Source organism: Brucella sp. TWI432 (assembly GCF_039674445.1).
GTDB lineage: Bacteria > Pseudomonadota > Alphaproteobacteria > Rhizobiales > Rhizobiaceae > Brucella > Brucella chromiisoli.
Genome location: NZ_JBDJNL010000002.1, coordinates 105,386 through 124,913 on the forward strand (window position 1 = coordinate 105,386; position 19,528 = coordinate 124,913).

Genomic DNA, 19,528 nt, shown 5'->3' on the forward strand with positions numbered 1-19,528 from the left:
CAATTAGCACCGCGGCGGCGAAGCGGTGAGAGGCTTAAGAGGAACGAGAACCATGACCATTAATTTGCAAAAGCCGGACATCACCGAGCTCAAGCCTCGCATCACCGTATTTGGTGTTGGCGGCGGCGGCGGCAATGCGGTCAACAACATGATCAATGCCGGTCTGCGCGGTGTGGATTTTGTTGTGGCCAACACTGACGCGCAGGCTTTGACGATGTCGAAGTCCGAACGCATGATCCAGCTTGGTGCAGCTGTCACCGAAGGTCTGGGCGCTGGCTCGCAGCCGGAAGTTGGTCGTGCGGCTGCTGAAGAGTGCATTGACGAAATCGTCGATCACCTCAATGGCACACATATGTGCTTTGTTACTGCTGGTATGGGCGGCGGCACCGGCACGGGTGCTGCTCCTGTTGTGGCACGCGCTGCACGCGAACGCGGTATCCTCACCGTTGGCGTTGTTACCAAGCCTTTCCATTTCGAAGGTGCTCGCCGCATGAAGACGGCTGAGCTGGGTATCGAAGAACTGCAGAAGAATGTTGATACACTGATCGTCATTCCAAACCAGAACCTCTTCCGCATTGCCAATGACAAGACCACTTTCGCCGATGCGTTCGCAATGGCTGACCAGGTGCTTTATTCGGGTGTTGCCTGCATCACCGATCTGATGGTCAAGGAAGGTCTTATCAACCTCGACTTTGCTGACGTTCGCTCGGTCATGCGCGAAATGGGCAAGGCGATGATGGGTACAGGCGAAGCGTCAGGCGAAGGCCGTGCGATGGCTGCTGCTGAAGCTGCAATTGCCAATCCGCTGCTTGATGAAACCTCGATGCGCGGTGCGAAGGGTCTTCTGATCTCGATCACCGGTGGCCGCGACATGACGCTGTTTGAAGTCGATGAAGCTGCAACCCGTATCCGCGAAGAAGTTGATCCAGAAGCCAACATCATTCTCGGCGCCACCTTTGATGAAGGCCTCGAAGGCGTCATCCGTGTATCCGTTGTTGCGACTGGCATCGACAAGCAGATTGGAGATGCGGCGCCTGCGCCGCTGGAATTTCGCCAACCGGTAAAGCCTGCTGCCCAGACCAAGCCGATGGCTCCGCACGGCGCTCTGCGTCCTCCGGTTGTTGAACAGCCACGCCAGGCCGAGCCTGCGGCTCAGTCGATTGAAAACGAAATTCCGGCAACGCCTGCTGCTCCAGCAGCTTCGGCAGTTCCTGAATTCCGTCCGCAGAGCCGCATTTTCCAGGCGCCAGCCGCTGACAGCTTCGAGCGCGCACCTGTTGCACGTCCAGCCGCTCCACAGCCGCAGATGATGAACAATCAGGCAACGGCTCAGGCTATGCAGCCACAGGCTTATCAGCAGCCACAGCAAATGCATTCAGAGCCTGTTCGCGAGCCACGTCCTGCTCCACGTATGCCAGCTGTTTCGGATTTCCCGCCTGTAGCACAGGCTGAAATCAATGCACGCCGTGCAGCGCCGCAGCAGCCTGTTCATGAAGAACGCGGCCCAATGGGTCTGCTTTCCCGCCTGACCCGTGGTCTGACGCGCCGTGAAGAAGAGCAGCCAGCTGCACGTTTGGAACCAGCGCATCGTGAACCTGCAATGCGCCAGCCAGAACAGCGCCGCCCAATGCAGCAGGATGCGTCGATCTATGCGCCACGTCGTGGCCAGCTTGACGATCAGGGCCGTCCGCAGCCACGTGCTGCTTCGGAAGAAGACCAGCTCGAAATTCCGGCATTCCTGCGCCGTCAGTCGAACTGATCATCTGACCCCGTGTTAAAAATCAAAGCCGCAGGATATATCCTGCGGCTTTTTTGTTGGGGGTATACGTTAAATTTTGTAAGAAAGCGTGATTTTGAATGCCAGGAGGCACTCATTATTTATAGACAATAAATTCGTATAAAGATGCGGGTTGCTTATGTGTATCTGCCACTAATTTTGCCATATCTCTTTATATTAAAGAGAGCATGACGGAAGCCAGCGGCGTCAAGATGCGAGGCTGGTGGTCTGCTGGATTGTGGTTAAGCAGACTGCACTTATGAAGAATAGATTGGACCTGTTTTGAGCGTTTATCAAAAGACAATCGGTCGTGTGCTGACTTTGTCCGGTGTGGGTGTCCATGGTGGCGCACATGCATCGGTGACATTCGTTCCAGCCGACGCCAACACAGGAATTATATTTCGGCGCTCCGACATCGAGGAAGCGCCCGCAATACGTGCGCATGCATCCGAAATCGGCGCGACGGATCTCTGTACGGCTCTTGGACCGAAAGAGGCGAGAATCAATACCGTCGAGCATTTGATGGCAGCGATAGCAGCCCTTGGCATCGACAACATGATTGTTGAAGTTGAAGGCCCGGAAGTGCCTATTCTTGATGGCACGTCGGCGCGTTTTATCGATGCATTCGATGAGGCGGGTATTGTCACGCAGGAAGCCAAGCGCCGGTTTATCCGCATTCTGAAAACCGTGCGCGTCGAAGCTGGCGGTTCGTGGGGTGAATTTCAGCCCTATTCGGGTACGCGCTACGAAGTCGAGATCGATTTTGAATGTCCGCTGATCGGGCGTCAGAAATATGCCAACGATATCAATGAAGTGATATTTAGAAAAGACATATCCACCGCACGTACATTTGGCTTTATGAAAGATGTCGAGCGGTTGTGGGCGGCTGGTCTTGCACTTGGATCGTCGCTCGACAATTCACTTGTCATTGGCGACGACAATTCGGTTATCAATCCGGGTGGTTTGCGTTTTACGGATGAGTTCGTGCGCCATAAGACGCTGGACGCGGTGGGTGATCTGGCGCTGGCCGGTCTGCCTTTTATTGGTTGCTTCCGCTCGTATCGTGGCGGGCACCGATTGAATGCGGAGACGGTGAAGGCCCTTCTGGCCGATAAGTCAAATTACGATATTGTTGAGGCCAGTGGCGTGCGTCGCAATGCTGACAGCTCGGATATGGTTGCACTTCAGCCTAATATTGCCGCACCCTGGGCGCTTTGAAACTCATGTGGAGCAGGTCGGCGTTCATGGCCATAATTGGGCCGTGATCGACGGGTTCTCTTCTGTTGAGTCGTTAGACTCATGATGAACTGACAGCCAAGCCTCCGTATTTGGTGAGGATAAAGCCATTGGTTTGCATAGATACAGTTTCAGACCGTAGTTTAAGGCCAATTTCTGACGATTGATCAGCTAGACGATTGCCGATTTCGCCAGCATGTGGTTTATGAACTGCCAAAACAGCCTCGGCTATGTTTACCTATGTGCTGATGCTGATGTATTGGGAAGAATGGAGAAAATCGTGAACGCACATGTTTACGTTGCTCCAGACAGAAAAGACGTTGCCAGATGGCCGGAGACCGCATGACGAGTTCGAATTTCCCGGTGAAGACGAAAACCGCGCTGATTGCCAGCGCTCTTGCCGTTTTTGTTCCGCTTGCGGGATGTGCCAGCAAAAACGACGATATTGATCTGACCAAATATGTGGAAACGATCGATCCGGCGGATAAGCTTTATAATGAAGGCCTCGCAAACCTTGATGCAGGACGACTTGGCGAAGCTGCAAAGAAGTTTGCGGCGGTTGATCGTCAGCACCCTTATACTGAATGGGCGCGTAAATCGCTCGTTATGGCTGCCTTCACCAATTACCGTCAGGGTAATTATGAAGAAGCGATCAGCATGGCCAAGCGTTACAACACGCTTTACCCGACATCGCCTGAATCGGCTTATGCCTATTACATTATTGGTTTGAGCTATTTCCGTCAGATCCCTGACGTGACACGCGATCAGGCTGCAAGCCGCCGTGCCATTGCTGCGATGCAGGAAGTGGTCGATCGTTTTCCGAATTCCGAATATGTTGATGATGCGAAGACCAAGATCCGCGTTGCCCGCGATCAGCTTGCTGGCAAGGAAATGCAGGTCGGTCGTTATTATCTTGAGCGCAAGGAATATCTTGCTGCAATCAAGCGCTTCCGTCTGGTGGTTGAGGAATATTCCAACACTCGTCAGGTCGAAGAAGCACTGGCTCGTCTGGTCGAAGCCTATTATGCGCTTGGTCTGACGTCGGAAGCGCAGATGGCAGCGTCGGTGCTTGGCAAGAACTTCCCGGACAGCCGTTGGTATAAGGATAGCTACAAGCTTCTGCAGAGCGGCGGTCTTGAGCCGCGCGAAAACGGTGGTTCGTGGCTGGCCAAGGCTTCGTCGCTGATCACAGGCGGCAATTAAGCCGATACCTGCATGCTGTCGCACCTGTCGATCCGCGATATTGTTCTGATTGAAAGGCTCGACATCGAGTTCAAGACCGGCTTGTCCGTGCTTACGGGCGAAACCGGCGCTGGTAAATCGATTCTGCTTGATTCGTTGTCGCTTGCCCTTGGTGCACGCGGCGACGCCTCTCTGGTGCGTCAGGGCGCTGATCAGGGGCAGGTAACTGCCGTATTCGATGTGCCGGTTGGGCACCCCGCCCGCAAGTTCCTTAGCGAAAATGGTTTTGATGATGACGGTGACGTCATCCTGCGCCGTCTTCAGATGGGGGACGGGCGCACACGCGTTTTCATCAATGATCAGGCGGCAAGCGTTGCACTGTTGCGCGAGCTTGGCAAACGGCTGGTGGAAATCCATGGTCAGCATGACGACCGTGCGCTGATCGATACCGATCTTCATCGTACATTGCTGGATGCTTTTGGTGGTCTTGATGCTGAGGCTGCTGCTGTTCGCGAGCGCTACAAAGCGTGGCGCGATGCCGAAAATGCTTTGTCGAAGCATCGCGCGCGTGTTGAGCAGGCCGAGCGCGAAGGCGATTATCTGCGTTCATCGGTTGAAGAACTGACCAAGCTCGATCCGCAGCCGGGCGAGGAAGATGACCTTGCCGAGCGCCGCGCGATCATGATGAAGTCGGAAAAGATTGCAGGCGACGTGAACGAAGCAGGCGAGCTTCTGTCGGGTAACGGTTCGCCAGTCCCGACACTGGCAAGTCTTGTGCGCCGTCTGGAGCGTAAAATTCCGGAAGCGCCGCATCTGCTTGAGCCAGTCTGCAAGGCGATAGACGAAGCACTCAACAGCCTGGCGCTTGCGCAGGACGGCATCGATCACGCTATGCGCGAAATTGATTTTGATCCGCGCGTGCTGGAACAAGTTGAAGAACGGCTATTTGCGCTCAGAGCTGCCGCCCGCAAATATTCGGTGTCTGTTGAGGGTTTACCCGCACTGCGCGATAAGATGGATGCTGATCTTGCTGATCTTGATGCCGGTGCAGAAAAGCTGACCCAGCTGGAAGCACAGGCCACAGAAACACGTGCAGCCTATGATGCTGCTGCGAAGGTCTTGTCAGAGCGTCGCAAGGACACTGCTGAACATCTGAAGGCTGCCGTTATGGCTGAGCTTCCGGCATTGAAGCTGGAACGTGCCGAGTTTATCGTTGAAATGACAACCGACACCAATGCACGGGCGGCGGAAGGTATTGATACGGTCGAATACTGGGTTCGCACCAATCCGGGCACACGTGCAGGCCCGATGATGAAGGTTGCATCGGGTGGTGAGCTTTCGCGCTTCCTGCTGGCACTCAAAGTGGCATTGGCTGATCGCGGTTCGGCTCCGACGCTTGTGTTTGACGAAATTGATACGGGTGTGGGCGGTGCGGTTGCCGATGCAATTGGGCAGCGTCTGGCGCGGTTATCATCGCGCGTGCAGGTGCTTTCCGTGACCCATGCACCACAGGTGGCCGCGCGTGCATCGACCCATTTCCTCATTGCGAAATCGGCGACCAATGAAGATCGCATGTCCACATCAATCCGTTCAATTGGTGTTGATGAACGGCAGGAAGAAATCGCGCGTATGCTGGCCGGTGCCAGCATTACCGATGAAGCGCGTGCCGCAGCCGAGCGTTTGCTGGCTGAAAACAATGCGCTTGTCTCCTGACAGAACGCTGTCAGGGGGAGCACATGTTCGTAACCACGCGTGGCTGTAGGCGCGGCGCAATTTCTTGGTTATGTTGGGCAAAATTGATTCAGCAGGTTTTGCCACGCATATGTCCGATATCTCCGTCGAAAAACTGACCGACCTTGAAGCAGCAGCAGAGCTGGAGCGGCTGGCGCGTGAAATTGCTCATCATGATGAGCTTTATCATGCCAATGACCGACCGGAGATTTCGGACGCGGATTATGATGCACTGAAGCGTCTTAACGATGCTATTGAAGCGCGCTTTCCACATCTGGTACGCCCTGATAGCCCTTCTTTGCGCGTTGGGTCAGCACCTGTTTCCAAATTCGCACAAATCGTTCATGCACGTCCGATGCTGTCACTTGGCAATGCGTTTTCGGATGAAGACGTGCGCGATTTTGTCGGCAGCGTTTATCGTTTTCTCGGCCAATTGCCGGATAATTCCATTGCCTTCACCGCAGAGCCGAAGATTGACGGGCTTTCCATGTCGATCCGCTATGAAAATGGCGTTCTTGTCAGTGCCGCGACCCGTGGCGATGGCACGACTGGCGAAAATGTAACCGCCAATATCCGCACCATCAGCGAGATTCCCAATAAGCTTCCGGCAGGTGTGCCGGCGGTCGTTGAAGTGCGCGGCGAGGTTTATATGGCCAAGAGCGACTTCCTTGCACTCAATGAGCAGATGGTTGCCGAGGGCAAGCAAACATACGTCAATCCGCGCAACACAGCCGCTGGGTCGTTGAGACAGTTGGATGCGAAAGTGACGGCCAGCCGCAAGCTCAGGTTCTTTGCCTATGCCTGGGGCGAAATGTCGGAGATGCCGGCGGATACGCAACACGGCATGGTCGAGGTTTTTCGTGAGTGGGGTTTTCCGGTCAATCCGTTAACGAAACGAATGCACAGTGCCGATGAGCTGATCGCGCATTATCGGGCGATTGGCCTTGAACGCGCCAAGCTTGATTACGACATCGACGGTGTTGTCTACAAGGTGGATCGGCTGGATCTGCAAACGCGGCTTGGCTTTCGCTCGCGCAGCCCGCGCTGGGCGATAGCGCACAAATTCCCGGCAGAACAGGCAACCACCATTCTGCGCGACATTGATGTTCAGGTCGGGCGGACGGGTGCAATGACACCCGTTGCACGCCTTGAGCCGATTACTGTTGGTGGCGTGGTTGTGACCAACGCCACGCTGCATAATGAAGATTATATCAAGGGCATTGGTCTCAAGGGTGAACGTATTCGCGAGGATGGTCACGACATTCGCATCGGCGATACGGTGATCGTACAGCGTGCTGGCGATGTTATTCCGCAGATTGTCGATGTGGTGCTGGAAAAGCGTCCCGCCGATGCTGAGGAGTTCCATTTCCCGCATGTGTGTCCTGTCTGTGGCAGTCATGCCGTGCGCGAGGAGGGTGAGGCGGTTTATCGTTGCACAGGCGGTTTGACCTGTGCTGCGCAAGTGGTGGAGCGCATTCGCCATTTCGTATCGCGCAATGCGTTCGATATTGAGGGCCTTGGCGAGAAGCAGGTCGAGTTCTTCTTCCATGCGGACGATGACAGTCTGAAAATCAAATCCCCTGTTGATATTTTCACGCTACAGGCTCGTCAGTCTAAGGCGCTCAAGAAACTCGAAAATATTGAGGGCTTTGGTGCGGTTTCCGTGAAGAAGCTATATGACGCAATCAATGGCCGACGTGAGATTGCCTTGCATCGCTTCCTGTTTGGTCTTGGTATCCGGCATGTCGGCGAAGTGAACGCCAAGCGCTTTGCCAAGGCTTATCTCAGCTATGACAAGTTTGCTGAGGCAGCCAAAACCGCAGTCCCGCCAAAAGAGGGGGACCGAACCGATAAAGGCAATGAAGCCTGGCAGGATCTCATTTCAGTTGAAGGTATTGGTTCGATTGTAGCGGAAGCGGTGGTCGATTTTTATGCCGAGCCGCATAACGTGCAGGTCTTGAAAGCGTTGCTTGATGAAGTCACGCCTCTTGATGAAGTTGCCCGCGTGGCAACCGGATCGCCGGTTGAGGGCAAGACAGTGGTGTTTACGGGTAGCCTTGAACGCATGTCACGTGATGAAGCAAAAGCCATGGCCGAGCGTCACGGTGCCAAGACGGCAGGGTCTGTTTCCAAGAAGACGGATATTGTTGTGGCAGGGCCGGGGGCTGGCTCAAAGCTTGCAAAAGCATCGGAACTTGGCATCGAAGTCATTGATGAAGATGCGTGGCTTCAACTGGTTGGAGAAGGCTGATGGCTCCGTTCAAGGGCTTTGGCGACAAGGCTATTCCGTTCTTGAAGGCGCTCGATTTTCATCAAAACCGCGAATGGTTTGTTGAAAACAAGGACCTGTTTGAAGAGCATCTGAAAGGGCCGCTTGGTGATCTGGTTGAAGAACTGACGGCGCGTTTTGAAAAGGCCGGATTGCCGTTCAAGGGTGATCGGGTGAAGTCGCAGTTTCGCATCAAGCGGGACACGCGCTTCTCTCATGATAAGGCTCCGTATAACCGGCATCTGTCGGCCCTTCTGTCCAATTCCGGTACCAAGTGGGATGAAAGCGGCTGCTTTTATGTCTGTATCGGTTTGCCGGGTGTGCGCGATTGCTATGCAGGTGTTGCATGGTGGGGGCCGAAGAAAGAGCTTTTGCAAGCCATCCGCAAAGCGATTGTCGAAAAGCCGGATGCGTATCGTGCGGTCGTGGCAAAGCTTAAGAAGCATGGCCTGCAAATCAGCGATCATGATCGGTTGAAGCGCACGCCGCGTGGTTTTGAAACTGTAGCGGATGCCGATCTTCTTGAAGCCATTCGCAACCGGCATTTTGCTGTTCGCCTCGAAATCGATCCCGATAGCATTACCCGCGCCGACCTTGCCGATCGGTTGGTCAAATTTGCCGAGCAGGCACGCCCACTGATCGACTGGATCAAGAAGATCGAAGGCACTGTTCCGCAAGCATCCGAATAATGCATCGATTCATCACGCATTCTGATAGGTGATGCTGAAATGTTGCTGCTTTCGCTGCGCGTCAGTATGATGACGCTGTTTTTTTGTGGGCGCAGCGCTGTTGATCACGCTGCGCCATTTCTTTCCGGCTTAAAGCGGCGCAGTCGCTTTTTCCAGCCATTCGACCTGAGCGCCTTCGAGATGGCCGATCAGCTTCTCACGCACGCTTACATGGTAGGCGTTGAGCCAATCAAGCTCTTCCGGCGTGAGCAGTGATTTGTCGATCAGGCGACGGTCGATGGGGCAGAAGGTGAGCGTCTCAAAGCTCATCATTGGCAGTTCGCCGCCTGCGGGCACTTCCGCTTCCTTTACAATGATCAAGTTTTCAATGCGGATGCCATAAGCACCCGGCTTGTAATAGCCCGGTTCATTGGAAAGGATCATACCGGGCAGAAGCTCGTGTGCGCCTTTTTTTGAAATGCTCTGCGGGCCTTCATGGACGGAGAGATAACTGCCGACGCCATGACCGGTGCCGTGTGCGTAGTCGAAGCCCTGCTTCCAGAGTGCGATACGCGCCAGCACATCAATGTCCTGTCCGCGCGTCCCTTTTGGAAAACGGGCGGTGGTGATCGCAATCATGCCTTTGAGAACGAGTGTGAAAGAGCGGATCGTTTCTGGCGTCACTGTCCCGATTGCAACTGTGCGCGTGATGTCTGTCGTGCCATCGCGATATTGTGCGCCGGAATCGATCAGATACAACTCGCCATCGTTGAGCTTGCGATTGGTGTTCGTGTTAACGCGGTAATGGATGATCGCGCCGTCGGGACCTGCGCCGGAAATCGAATCAAATGAAATATCTTCGAGCGGCATCTGGAAATCGCGACCAGCCTTGTCGCGGCTTTGCTCCAGCTTTTGCGCCGCCGAGATTTCATCAACCGTGCCGGGGTTTTGTTCGTCGAGCCAGGACAGAAAGTTGACCATAGCCACGCCGTCACGTTCATGCGCTGCGCGAGAACCGTCAAGCTCGGCCTTGTTCTTGATTGCGCGGGGCAGGCGGGCCGGGTCTTTACCATGAATGACATGACCGCCAGCAGCATCCACCGCGAGGCGGAGCTTTTCAGCGGCCAGTGCCGGATCAAGCAGAATGGTTTCACCCTTTGCAGCACGTGCGCTCAGGTGGCCTTCCAACTTGGCGGGTTCACAGAGTTTGGCGAGCTGTGTGAGATAGGCGCGCGGTTCAATGGCAAGCTTGCGCTCGTCAATGAAGAGTTCAGGCTCACCCTCTGCCGGGATGATTGCAAAGCTCAATGGCAGAGGTGTGTTGGAGACATCCTTGCCGCGAATGTTGAATACCCAGGCAACCGATGAAGGGTCGGTCAGAACGGTTGCGCTTGCTCCCGCCGATGTTACCGCTTTTTGCATCTCCTTGATCTTGTCTTGCGCTTCATGTCCGGCAAAGCGGGCCGGCTGGATGGTAACGGGCGCAAGAGGGGCTTCTGGCTGATTATTCCAGATGAGATCAACCAGATTATGCGCAACCGGCACAAGTTTGCCGCCTTGATTTTCGAGTGCTTCACGCAAAGCTGTTGCTTCGGAAATCGTGTGCAACCATGGATCAAAGCCAATCGTCAGACCTTTGCCGTGCTCAAGAAGCCAGCTTGCAGGCGGATTGGTGACAAGGCTTTCATAAGAAAACACGTTGCCATCTGTCTGATTGCGAACCTGCAACTCATAACGCCCATCGATGAAAATATAGGCGGCATCTTTCAGGATAAGGGCTGCCCCTGCCGAACCGGTAAAGCCTGTGAGCCAGCCGATACGCTGCGCACGGGGCGGCACATATTCGCCCTGATGCTCATCGGCACGCGGAACGAGAAAGCCGTCGAGACCCTGTTCGGCAAGTTTTTCACGCAGCATAGCCACGCGTGGCGCGCCATTGGCCGGATCGGTCGTTACATCAAAAGTCTGAAAAGCCATGAGCGTAACTCGTAAAAAATAAGGAAACTGCGTTATTTCAGATGAATTGTGACCCAGCCTGAACGATGCAGCGTTTTGATATGTGTGAGGCCCTGCGCCTGATAGGCGGCGAGCACCATATCGTGCTGGCTGTCGAGAATGCCTGACAGGATGATAGAGCCGCTTGGAGCCAGATGCGATTTCAACGACGGTGCAAGTTCAATCAGCGGATTGGCCAGAATATTGGCGACGATCAGATCAAACGGCGTGTAGGAGCGGAAGATCGGGTGGTCGAAACCTTCGGCTGTCGCGGTGATGACATGTTCGCTTACGTTATTGAGAACTGTATTTTCAGCGGCGACGGTGACGGCAATGGGATCAATATCGGTGGCAAGAACCGGGATCGGTGCAAGCTTGGCGATCGCAATTGCCAGCACAGCGCTGCCAGTGCCCAGATCAAGCGCGTTGGTTGGATGCTCCCGCTCAACCACTTCTTCGATCATTTCAAGGCAACCGGATGTGGTGCCGTGGTGGCCCGTACCAAAAGCCAAGCCCGCGTCAATCAAAATCGGGATGTCAGCGGATTGCAGTTTGTCGCGATCATGCGAGCCATGAACGAAAAAACGACCTGCGCGAACAGGCTTGAGGCCTTCGAGTGAATGGGTGACCCAATCAATGTCCGGGAGTTCTTCTGTTTCGAACTTGTCGTTTCCTACGAGTGAACCGATGCGGGCTGCAAGCTCATCCGCTTCATCTTCGGTATAGACGGAAACTTCGAATATCTGGCGGTCCTCATCAATCTCGGTGATTGCGACCGGAAAGCCGTCATCCTCGAATGCGACTTCGAGGATGTTGTAGATTCGTTCGGCTTCCGTCTTGTCGGCCGAAAAGAAGAGTCGTGACTGGGGCATGGATAATAAGCTCTCAAATCGAATTGGAAGCCCTGTTTACTCGTTTGTGCGGCCTTTGGCCAGATTCTTCAATTTTTCCAGAGCCGTATCCGGGTTTTCCTGATAAGCGATGGTTCCGCGGAAGCGTCCACCCTTGTCGAGAAGGAACACCGATGCCGTGTGATCGACAGTATATTCGCCGTCTTCGGTCGGAACTTTCTTGGCATAGATGTGGAAGGACTTGACCACATCAGCAACATTTTCAGGTGTACCGGTGATGCCGATAATACGGTCAGACACGTTGCTCACATAGGTTTTCATGATTTCCTGTGTGTCGCGCTCCGGGTCGACTGAAATGAAATAGGCTTTTATGTCAGCGGCTTCCGGGCCAAGCTGTTTCAAATAGCCATCCAGCTCGTAAAGCGTTGTCGGGCAGACATCCGGGCAATGGGTGAAGCCAAAGAAAATGGCGGACGGCGTCGCGCGCAGGTCTTTTTCGGTAAAAGGCTTCCCGTCCATGGTGACGAGGTTGAACGGGCCGCCAAATGGCTCGTTTGCTGCATTTCTGTCACGGATCATGTTGAAGCCAGCAGCGCCGACGATCACGACGATGAAGGCAACAATGAAGATGGGCAGGAATTTTTGCATATTCAGTCAGCCTTGAATTTTGTTTTGCATTTATCGCACATAGGCGCGCTATTTGTAGATCTACGCCGATCTCCAACAGGACAGCGCTTCTTTAACGGATGCACCTTATGTTGGAATGATCGTGTCAGTCTAGCAGAGTACAAAGATTTCAGAAAGTTTTGAAATGACGCAGGGTGAAGACCTTCGCTTCCAGAATAGCGAACCACGTATTCATTCGACCGCCCAGTTGAAATCGTCAAAACTCGGTCGTTATGCCGATATTGGTGAGCGGGTGATTTTGCGTGAAGTGACGGTTGGCGACTTCACCTATTTCGAGCGAAACGGTGAGGGCATTTACGCCGAGATCGGCAAGTTCTGCTCTATTGCTGCCAATGTGCGGATTAATGCGCTTGAGCATCCTATGGAACGATTGACCACGCATAAGGTGAGCTATCGGCCCAATGAATATTTCCGCTATCTGGGTGTCGATGGTGAATTCCGCGCCAGACGGCAGGCAAAGCGCGTCACCATTGGCAATGATGTATGGATTGGCCATGGTGCCGTCATTACGCCGGGCGTGCGCATCGGCCATGGCGCGGTGATTGGCGCGAATGCCGTGGTGACAAAAGATGTGGCACCATATCACGTTGTGGGTGGTGTTCCAGCCCGCGTCATTCGCAAGCGTTTTGATGATAAGATTATTGAAAGATTGCTCGCGCTTTGCTGGTGGGACTGGCCGGTGGAAAAGCTTTATGAGGCAGTCCCTGATATTCAGACGCTTGACATCGAAGCTTTTCTTGAAAAATGGAGCGTTTAGGCATTGCTCTCTTGCAATGACTCGTTCGCTTCTCCACTTTCCAGGTTGAAGTTGCTGGAGATTTCTCATGTCTAAATTGAATAAGCTTGCCGGGTTGTTTGTTGCTCCAATGCTGCTGCTTGGCGCTTCTGCTGCCGTATCGGCGGAGGAGGTTGGTCAGGTCGGCGTTGACTGGCTGGGCAATGATGTTGTGATTGATGCGGTTCAGGACCCGAAAGTAAAGGGCGTAACCTGTTATCTGGCGTCATTTTCACGCGGCGTTATCGACCGTTTGCAGAAGGGCAACTGGTTTGAAAACCCATCCAATGCCTCGATTTCCTGCGAGCAGTCTGGCCCGATTACGATTGGTGACATCAAGCTTGGCAAAGGCGGAGAGCGCGTCTTTTCGGAGCGCACCAGCCTGATCTGGAAAAAGCTGGTCATCACCCGCATTTATGACCAGAAAAACAACACACTGCTCTATCTCGCGCATGCGACACAGGTTCAGGATGGTTCGGCCAAGACTGCACTCTCAACCGTTCCGCTGTTCAAGGGGAATGTGACCTGGGAAAAAGGAAAGCCGGAGTAATCTCCGGCTTCCTGTCTATTCAAACTTAAGCGCGCTGAACAAAGCTGTCGAGAACGCGCTTTTGTCCGGCTTTGTCAAAGTCGATGGTCAGCTTATTGCCATCGATTGTCGCGACTGTTCCGTTGCCAAATTTGATATGAAACACGCGGTCGCCGACGAAGAAGGCTGACGGCTTGTCAGCCACCGACTTTGCAACCAGTTCACCGTCAATCATACGGCCTTTGACAGAACCACGCCCCGCACCGAAACCTGAATCCGTTTCGCCATAGCCAATGCGTTCAACATTGGCACCGGAGCGCGAGCCCCAGTTGTTGCGTGTCGCTTCCGAGCGGTTCTGCTGCGCGCGCTGCCAGCCGGGTGTCGAATAGGAGTTCTGGAACGGATCGGCCTTGTCGAAGCGCGATTGCCCGTAACCGCTATTGCCATAACCGCCGTAATTGCCTTCCATTTCAGCCACTTCGACATGTGCTTCAGGAAGCTCTTCCAGAAAGCGTGACGGGATGGTCGATTGCCACATGCCATGAATACGGCGGTTGGAAACAAACCAGATATGCAGGTTTTTCTTGGCACGCGTGACGCCAACATAAGCGAGGCGGCGCTCTTCTTCGAGACCTGAGCGCCCCCCTTCGTCCAGTGCGCGCTGATGTGGAAACAGCCCTTCTTCCCAGCCGGGCAGGAAGACGGTTTCAAATTCCAACCCCTTGGCCGAATGCAGCGTCATGATGTTGACGGCATCCATGTCCTCATTTTTCTCGGCATCCATGACGAGCGCAACGTGTTCAAGAAAACCGCGCAGGCTCTCGTAGTCTTCCATGGAACGGATCAGTTCCTTGAGGTTTTCGAGGCGCCCCGGCGCTTCTGCTGACTTATCGTTCTGCCACATGGCGGTGTAGCCGGACTCGTCGAGAATGGTTTCGGCAAGTTCTGTATGGGGTGTATTGTCGAGAAGCGACTGCCAGCGGCGGAAATTATCGACCACTTCGCGCAGCGCCGAACGTGGCTTTGGCTTTAACTCTTCGGTTTCAACCAGATCACAAGCAGCGGCAAACATCGAGATGTCGCGCGCACGGGCATAATCGTGAATCTGGCGGATTGCCGCTTCACCAAGGCCACGCTTTGGTGTGTTGATGATGCGCTCAAGTGCCAGATCGTCGGCAGGCTGCGCAACCACGCGCATATAGGCCATGGCGTCACGGATTTCGAGGCGCTCATAGAAGCGCGGACCGCCGATAACCCGGTAATTGAGGCCAAGCGTGACGAAGCGATCTTCGAACTCGCGCATCTGGAAAGATGCACGCACGAGGATTGCCATATTGTTGAGCAGATGGCCCTGACGCTGCGCCTGTTCGATGGCCTCGCCAACGGCGCGGGCTTCTTCTTCGGAATCCCATGCCGCGTGCACTTTTACCCGAGGATCGTCTGGATTGGGCGCTTCCGTGAAAAGCGTCTTGCCGAGGCGGCCTTCATTGTGTGCAATCAGATGTGCTGCGGCGCCCAGAATATGGGCCGTCGAGCGATAGTTACGTTCAAGCTTGATAACGACCGCACCCGGGAAATCCTTGTCAAAGCGGAGGATGTTGTCCACTTCCGCACCGCGCCAGCCATAGATCGACTGATCGTCATCGCCCACGCAACACAGATTCACTTTGTTTTCGCTCGCGCCTGATGGCGCTTGTGTGCCGTCTGCCGCAAACGGCACAGGTGCTGTGTTTCGCGATTGCGGTCGCTGGGCGAGAAGCCGCAGCCACATATATTGCGCGGTGTTGGTATCCTGATACTCGTCGACCAGAATATAACGGAATTTCGCGTGGTATTCGCGCAGGATATCCGGGTGATTGCGGAAGATGCGGATCGGATGCAGCAGCAGATCACCAAAGTCACAGGCGTTCAGCGTGCGTAGCCGTTCCTGATAGGCTTGATAAAGTTCACGGCCTTTTCCGTTGCCAAACGAACGCGCATCGCCTTCCGGAATATCGGCAGGACCAAAGCCCTTGTTTTTCCAGCCATCGATCATATTGGCGAAGGTGCGGGCAGGCCAGCGCTTGTCATCCAGACCTTCAGCCTGAATGAGCTGTTTGATCAGGCGAATCACATCATCCGTATCAAGAATGGTGAAATCAGATGTGAGATTGACCAGTTCAGCGTGGCGGCGCAGCAGTTTTACGCCGATGGAGTGGAACGTGCCAAGCCACGGCATACCTTCCACAGCGCCGCCAACCAGATGGCCGATACGCTCTTTCATCTCGCGTGCAGCCTTGTTGGTGAAGGTCACGGCGAGAATCTGGCTCGGATAGGCGAGGCCGGTTGTCAGAATATGCGCAATGCGGGTGGTGAGAACGCGGGTTTTGCCAGTGCCTGCACCCGCGAGAACCAGAACCGGGCCCTCTGTGGTCAAGACGGCCTGACGCTGTTCAGGGTTGAGACCCTTTAAATAATCAGGTTCGCCACGTTGCTGGTTGCGCGCTGCCATGGCGCGTGCGGCAATGCTGCCTGTCGCGGGGGCGCGGTCAGTTGGTGTTTCATCGCCGAAGAACGGCATATCATCAGGGAAATCGGACATTGCTACCGAATGTAGTGATTCGCCGATGAAAAACCAGCGAAAGCGTGAAACTATTCGAGTTGAGTTACGCGGCGATCCGTGAAATTGAGCCGATGCGAAGCAAGTGCCTCGACAAGATCGCGCATTTCCGGCTCGCGGCTTAGAAGGTCGTCGAGCTCAGTCATCTGGTTCATGGCGATCAGCCGCAGAATATCGTCGCGGATCGTTCCATCGGCCCGTCGCGGCAAATGTGCAACCGGCTGGATGAGTTCAAGCTTGGTGCCCTTGAGCCGCGCACGCAGACTTTTTTCGTCCGCATTGAGCGTTTCAACGAAAGCATAAAGGCCAACGCCCTTGGCGGGCAGCGAATAAAGCGCCAGCGCCACATCTTTCACGCGTGGATCAGACTTGAGGGCTGACATGATGGCTGGGCCTTCATTGTCGATGCGGTCGCCCGTGCCTTCACCGTCTGACCAATTGAAGATGCCACGGGTGACGAAATTATAGACCTTCTTGCCGGTTGCGAGCCAGATGCGTGATGGCAGCGAACGGCGCGCCAGAATGCGCTTTTCGGTCGGCGTCATCAGATCGGCAGCAAAGGCGCGCTTCTGCTTGATCAGATGGCGGAAATCTTCATAGGCGAGCAGTCGGTAGAAGGCGCCGCGACGACGATGCACACTTGCAAGCTGGAAATCGATGACCGCAGCTTCGCCTTCCGGTGTCATCAACCAGTTTTGCGGCTTGGCGAGATCGTTATGGGTGACCCCCATGCGGCGCATGTCGCGTAGGATTCGATGCGCTGTGCGATACCATTTGGGATCGGAGGGCCGCGCAAGATGCAGCGGGGTGCCTTCGGTCCAGGAACGATAAAGCCCGTCGCGATCAGTATAAAGAAGCTGTGGAACGCCTTCGATGCCGCGTACTGTTTTCAGGCCACGGATTTCGCGTCGCGCCAAAATCCAGGCCAGCGGCTTTGACCACCAAGGTGCTGCGCTGACCACGCGGCGGATGATGCGCGTTTCAGGATCGCCGATAAAATAGCCCGCGCGGGTTTCGGAAAACACATCACGTTTAAAGACGGCAGTTTCAATAAACTCCGGTATCCGGTCGTCTTGAGCAGGTATGTCGATGTTGGGGTTCTCAGCCATAAGGCTCCACTAGCGCTTCGCGCGCGATCAATCAAGTTTGAAGGCAGGGTTCATCTGTTGCAATCACGTGATTGAGGGCGCAAAAGAACGCTACGAGAGTTTTCGGGAGAAAAAGGATCATGGCGCAGAGCGACGATATCAAGCAGATCATCCGGCAGGAACAGGCGCTGATTTTCACATCTTTCAACGAGAATGACGCGTTTTCGCTGGGCCAGCGCATCCGTGATCTGGCCATTAAGCAGAAGCTTTCAGTTGCCATTGATATTTCGCTCTGGGATCGTCGCCTGTTCTTTGCTGCAACGGCTGGAACAACTGTGGACAACAGTGAGTGGCTGCGCCGCAAGTTCAATGTCGTGCGCAGGTTTCACGCGTCGAGCTATCGCCTTGTTCTGGAACAGAACCGCGACGACAAGATGTTTGCTGCTCACAAGGCACTTGATGTTGCCGATTATGCGCTGGCGGGCGGTGGTTTTCCGATCCATGTGACCGGTGCAGGGGTGATGGGAGCAGCGATTGTTTCCGGTCTGCCGCAGCGTGAAGATCACAATCTTGTTGTGCGGGCGATTGCCGAGCATCTGGGGCAGGATCCCATCGCGCTGGCTTTGAGCGCTGCATAATTTGAAATACGGAGAATGAACAATGTCGCTTCAGAATGTGGTTGCCCTTCAGCGTAATGAGGAGGGCATTGCTGCCGCAGTTGCAATCCTGAAACAGCGATTTGGTGAGCGCGCGCAGACCGGGCAGGCAATCCGCGAGCAGCATGGCCACACGACGACCTATGTGCCGACACAAGCGCCTGACATCGTTATTTTTGCGCAGAATACGCAGGATGTGCAGGATGTTGTCCGTATCTGCGCCGAACATAGGGTGCCAGTGATTGCGTTTGGTGCTGGCTCTTCGCTTGAAGGTCAGGTGAATGCGCCTGCGGGCGGTGTGTCTATTGATTTGACCCAAATGAATCGTGTGCTTGCAGTTCATGCAGAAGACCTTGATTGCGTGATTGAGCCGGGCATTACGCGGCGCGAACTCAACGAATATCTGCGAGATACTGGACTTTTTTTCCCGATTGATCCGGGTGCGAATGCAACGCTTGGCGGTATGGCCTCGACGCGTGCTTCCGGCACCAATGCAGTGCGTTACGGTACGATGCGCGAGAATGTGCTGGCGCTTAAAGCCGTTATGCCGGATGGGCGCCTGATTGAAACATCCAAGCGCGTGAAGAAAACCGCCGCAGGCTATGATTTGACACGGCTTCTGATTGGCTCTGAAGGGACACTCGGTATCATCACCGAGCTAACCCTGAAACTTCAGGGGATACCGCAGGCGGTATCGGGCGGCATCTGCCCGTTTCCGGATATTGAGAAGGCCTGCCGCGCGGTGATTGAAACCATCCAGATGGGCATTCCTGTTGCACGTATTGAACTCGTCAACAAGCTTCAGATGGAAGCGCTGATTTTGCATTCCAAACTCCCTTATGAGGCGCAGCCTTATCTGTTCGTTGAGTTTCACGGCACGGAAACCGGCGTCGCTGAACAGGCCGAAATCTTTGGTGAGATTGCCGCAGAAAATGGTGGCGGCGAATTTCGCTGGACCAATGAGGCGGAAGAGCGCGACCGGCTCTGGCGTGCGCGGCACGATGCCTATCTTGCATCCTTCCTTCTGCGTCCCGGCGCCAAGGGTGTTTCGACGGATGTGTGTGTGCCGATTTCACGGCTTGCGGATTGCATTGCGGAAACGGAAAAAGATCTGGCTGAAAGTGGTCTTATCGCGCCTATCGTTGGCCATGTTGGTGACGGCAATTTCCATCTTCTTTTGCTGCTTGATACGGATGATGCAGCGGAGATGGAGCGCGCCGAAGATTTCATGGATCGTCTGGTCAAGCGCGCAATCGCCATGGAAGGCACGTGTTCGGGCGAACACGGCATCGGGCAGGGCAAGATGAAGTACCTCGCGATGGAGCTTGGTGAAGCGATCGATTACATGCGGATGATCAAGAAAGCGATTGATCCGGATAATATCATGAATCCCGGAAAAATTCTGATTTGATGATTCAAATCAGTGAATTGAGCCGCCTTTTTGAGAAGGCGATTCAATATCGCTCATGAATCGTTTCAGTGAAA

15 protein-coding genes are annotated in these 19,528 nt (G+C 54.5%); 10 read left to right on the forward strand and 5 right to left on the reverse strand.

From position 1 onward, the window contains the following. Positions 1 to 52 precede the first annotated feature (52 nt). The 6 genes from ftsZ to ABE527_RS05620 all read left to right on the forward strand — a co-directional run bounded on the left by ftsZ (position 53) and on the right by ABE527_RS05620 (position 8,884). The gene (ftsZ, locus tag ABE527_RS05595) at positions 53 to 1,759 is read left to right on the forward strand and encodes a cell division protein FtsZ (protein WP_499696372.1); all 1,707 of its coding nucleotides are present in this window, start codon (positions 53 to 55) and stop codon (positions 1,757 to 1,759) included. A 300-nt stretch (positions 1,760 to 2,059) separates the two neighbouring features. Beyond that, positions 2,060 to 2,995 (forward strand): UDP-3-O-acyl-N-acetylglucosamine deacetylase, encoded by a 936-nt coding sequence (lpxC, locus tag ABE527_RS05600; protein WP_499696373.1) that lies wholly within the window; start codon positions 2,060 to 2,062, stop codon positions 2,993 to 2,995. Positions 2,996 to 3,355: 360 nt separating this feature from the next. Then, a complete protein-coding gene (locus tag ABE527_RS05605; RefSeq protein ID WP_265985413.1) occupies positions 3,356 to 4,216 on the forward strand; it encodes an outer membrane protein assembly factor BamD in 861 nt (286 codons plus the stop codon). 12 nt (positions 4,217 to 4,228) lie between these two features. After that, complete coding sequence (recN, locus tag ABE527_RS05610; protein ID WP_499696374.1) at positions 4,229 to 5,908, forward strand: DNA repair protein RecN; 1,680 nt, start codon at positions 4,229 to 4,231, stop codon at positions 5,906 to 5,908. 109 nt (positions 5,909 to 6,017) lie between these two features. Continuing rightward, on the forward strand, positions 6,018 to 8,177 hold the full coding sequence (gene ligA, locus ABE527_RS05615) for an NAD-dependent DNA ligase LigA (RefSeq protein ID WP_499696375.1): 2,160 nt from the start codon (positions 6,018 to 6,020) through the stop codon (positions 8,175 to 8,177). Continuing rightward, positions 8,177 to 8,884, forward strand: a complete 708-nt coding sequence (locus tag ABE527_RS05620; RefSeq protein ID WP_265985410.1) for a DUF2461 domain-containing protein — start codon at positions 8,177 to 8,179, stop codon at positions 8,882 to 8,884. The genes ligA and ABE527_RS05620 overlap by 1 nt, the downstream gene beginning before the upstream one ends. Before the next feature lie 129 nt (positions 8,885 to 9,013). On the opposite strand, the gene ABE527_RS05625 is transcribed toward ABE527_RS05620, so the two are convergent. Genes ABE527_RS05625 through ABE527_RS05635 form a run of 3 tightly spaced genes read right to left on the reverse strand, consistent with a single transcriptional unit; the run spans position 9,014 to position 12,357 of the window. Further along, positions 9,014 to 10,840, reverse strand: coding sequence for an aminopeptidase P family protein (locus tag ABE527_RS05625; RefSeq protein WP_499696376.1), 1,827 nt, complete (start codon positions 10,838 to 10,840; stop codon positions 9,014 to 9,016). A 32-nt stretch (positions 10,841 to 10,872) separates the two neighbouring features. After that, complete coding sequence (locus ABE527_RS05630) at positions 10,873 to 11,730, reverse strand: 50S ribosomal protein L11 methyltransferase (RefSeq protein WP_265985408.1); 858 nt, start codon at positions 11,728 to 11,730, stop codon at positions 10,873 to 10,875. Between the two features lie 36 nt (positions 11,731 to 11,766). After that, positions 11,767 to 12,357: an SCO family protein gene (locus ABE527_RS05635; RefSeq protein WP_265985407.1), complete on the reverse strand. Its 591-nt coding sequence runs from the start codon at positions 12,355 to 12,357 to the stop codon at positions 11,767 to 11,769. 163 nt (positions 12,358 to 12,520) lie between these two features. On the opposite strand from ABE527_RS05635, the gene ABE527_RS05640 reads away from it, so the two are divergent. Further along, entirely contained in the window at positions 12,521 to 13,153 is a 633-nt protein-coding gene (locus ABE527_RS05640) for a DapH/DapD/GlmU-related protein (RefSeq protein ID WP_396997543.1), read from the forward strand. Positions 13,154 to 13,220: 67 nt separating this feature from the next. After that, positions 13,221 to 13,721, forward strand: a complete 501-nt coding sequence (locus tag ABE527_RS05645) for a CreA family protein (protein ID WP_499696377.1) — start codon at positions 13,221 to 13,223, stop codon at positions 13,719 to 13,721. 25 nt (positions 13,722 to 13,746) lie between these two features. On the opposite strand, the gene ABE527_RS05650 is transcribed toward ABE527_RS05645, so the two are convergent. Together ABE527_RS05650 and ABE527_RS05655 are read right to left on the reverse strand one after the other, a co-directional pair. Then, positions 13,747 to 16,281 carry an ATP-dependent helicase gene (locus ABE527_RS05650; RefSeq protein WP_499696378.1) on the reverse strand — a complete coding sequence of 845 codons (2,535 nt, stop codon included), beginning with the start codon at positions 16,279 to 16,281 and terminating at the stop codon, positions 13,747 to 13,749. Between the two features lie 50 nt (positions 16,282 to 16,331). Beyond that, positions 16,332 to 17,408, reverse strand: coding sequence for a serine/threonine protein kinase (locus ABE527_RS05655; protein WP_499696379.1), 1,077 nt, complete (start codon positions 17,406 to 17,408; stop codon positions 16,332 to 16,334). Positions 17,409 to 17,527: 119 nt separating this feature from the next. Between ABE527_RS05655 and ABE527_RS05660 the strand changes: the two genes are divergently transcribed. After that, positions 17,528 to 18,025: a heme-degrading domain-containing protein gene (locus ABE527_RS05660; protein ID WP_499696380.1), complete on the forward strand. Its 498-nt coding sequence runs from the start codon at positions 17,528 to 17,530 to the stop codon at positions 18,023 to 18,025. A gap of 22 nt (positions 18,026 to 18,047) precedes the next feature. Next, positions 18,048 to 19,454, forward strand: a complete 1,407-nt coding sequence (locus tag ABE527_RS05665; RefSeq protein WP_499696381.1) for an FAD-binding oxidoreductase — start codon at positions 18,048 to 18,050, stop codon at positions 19,452 to 19,454. The last annotated feature ends 74 nt before the right edge of the window (positions 19,455 to 19,528 follow it).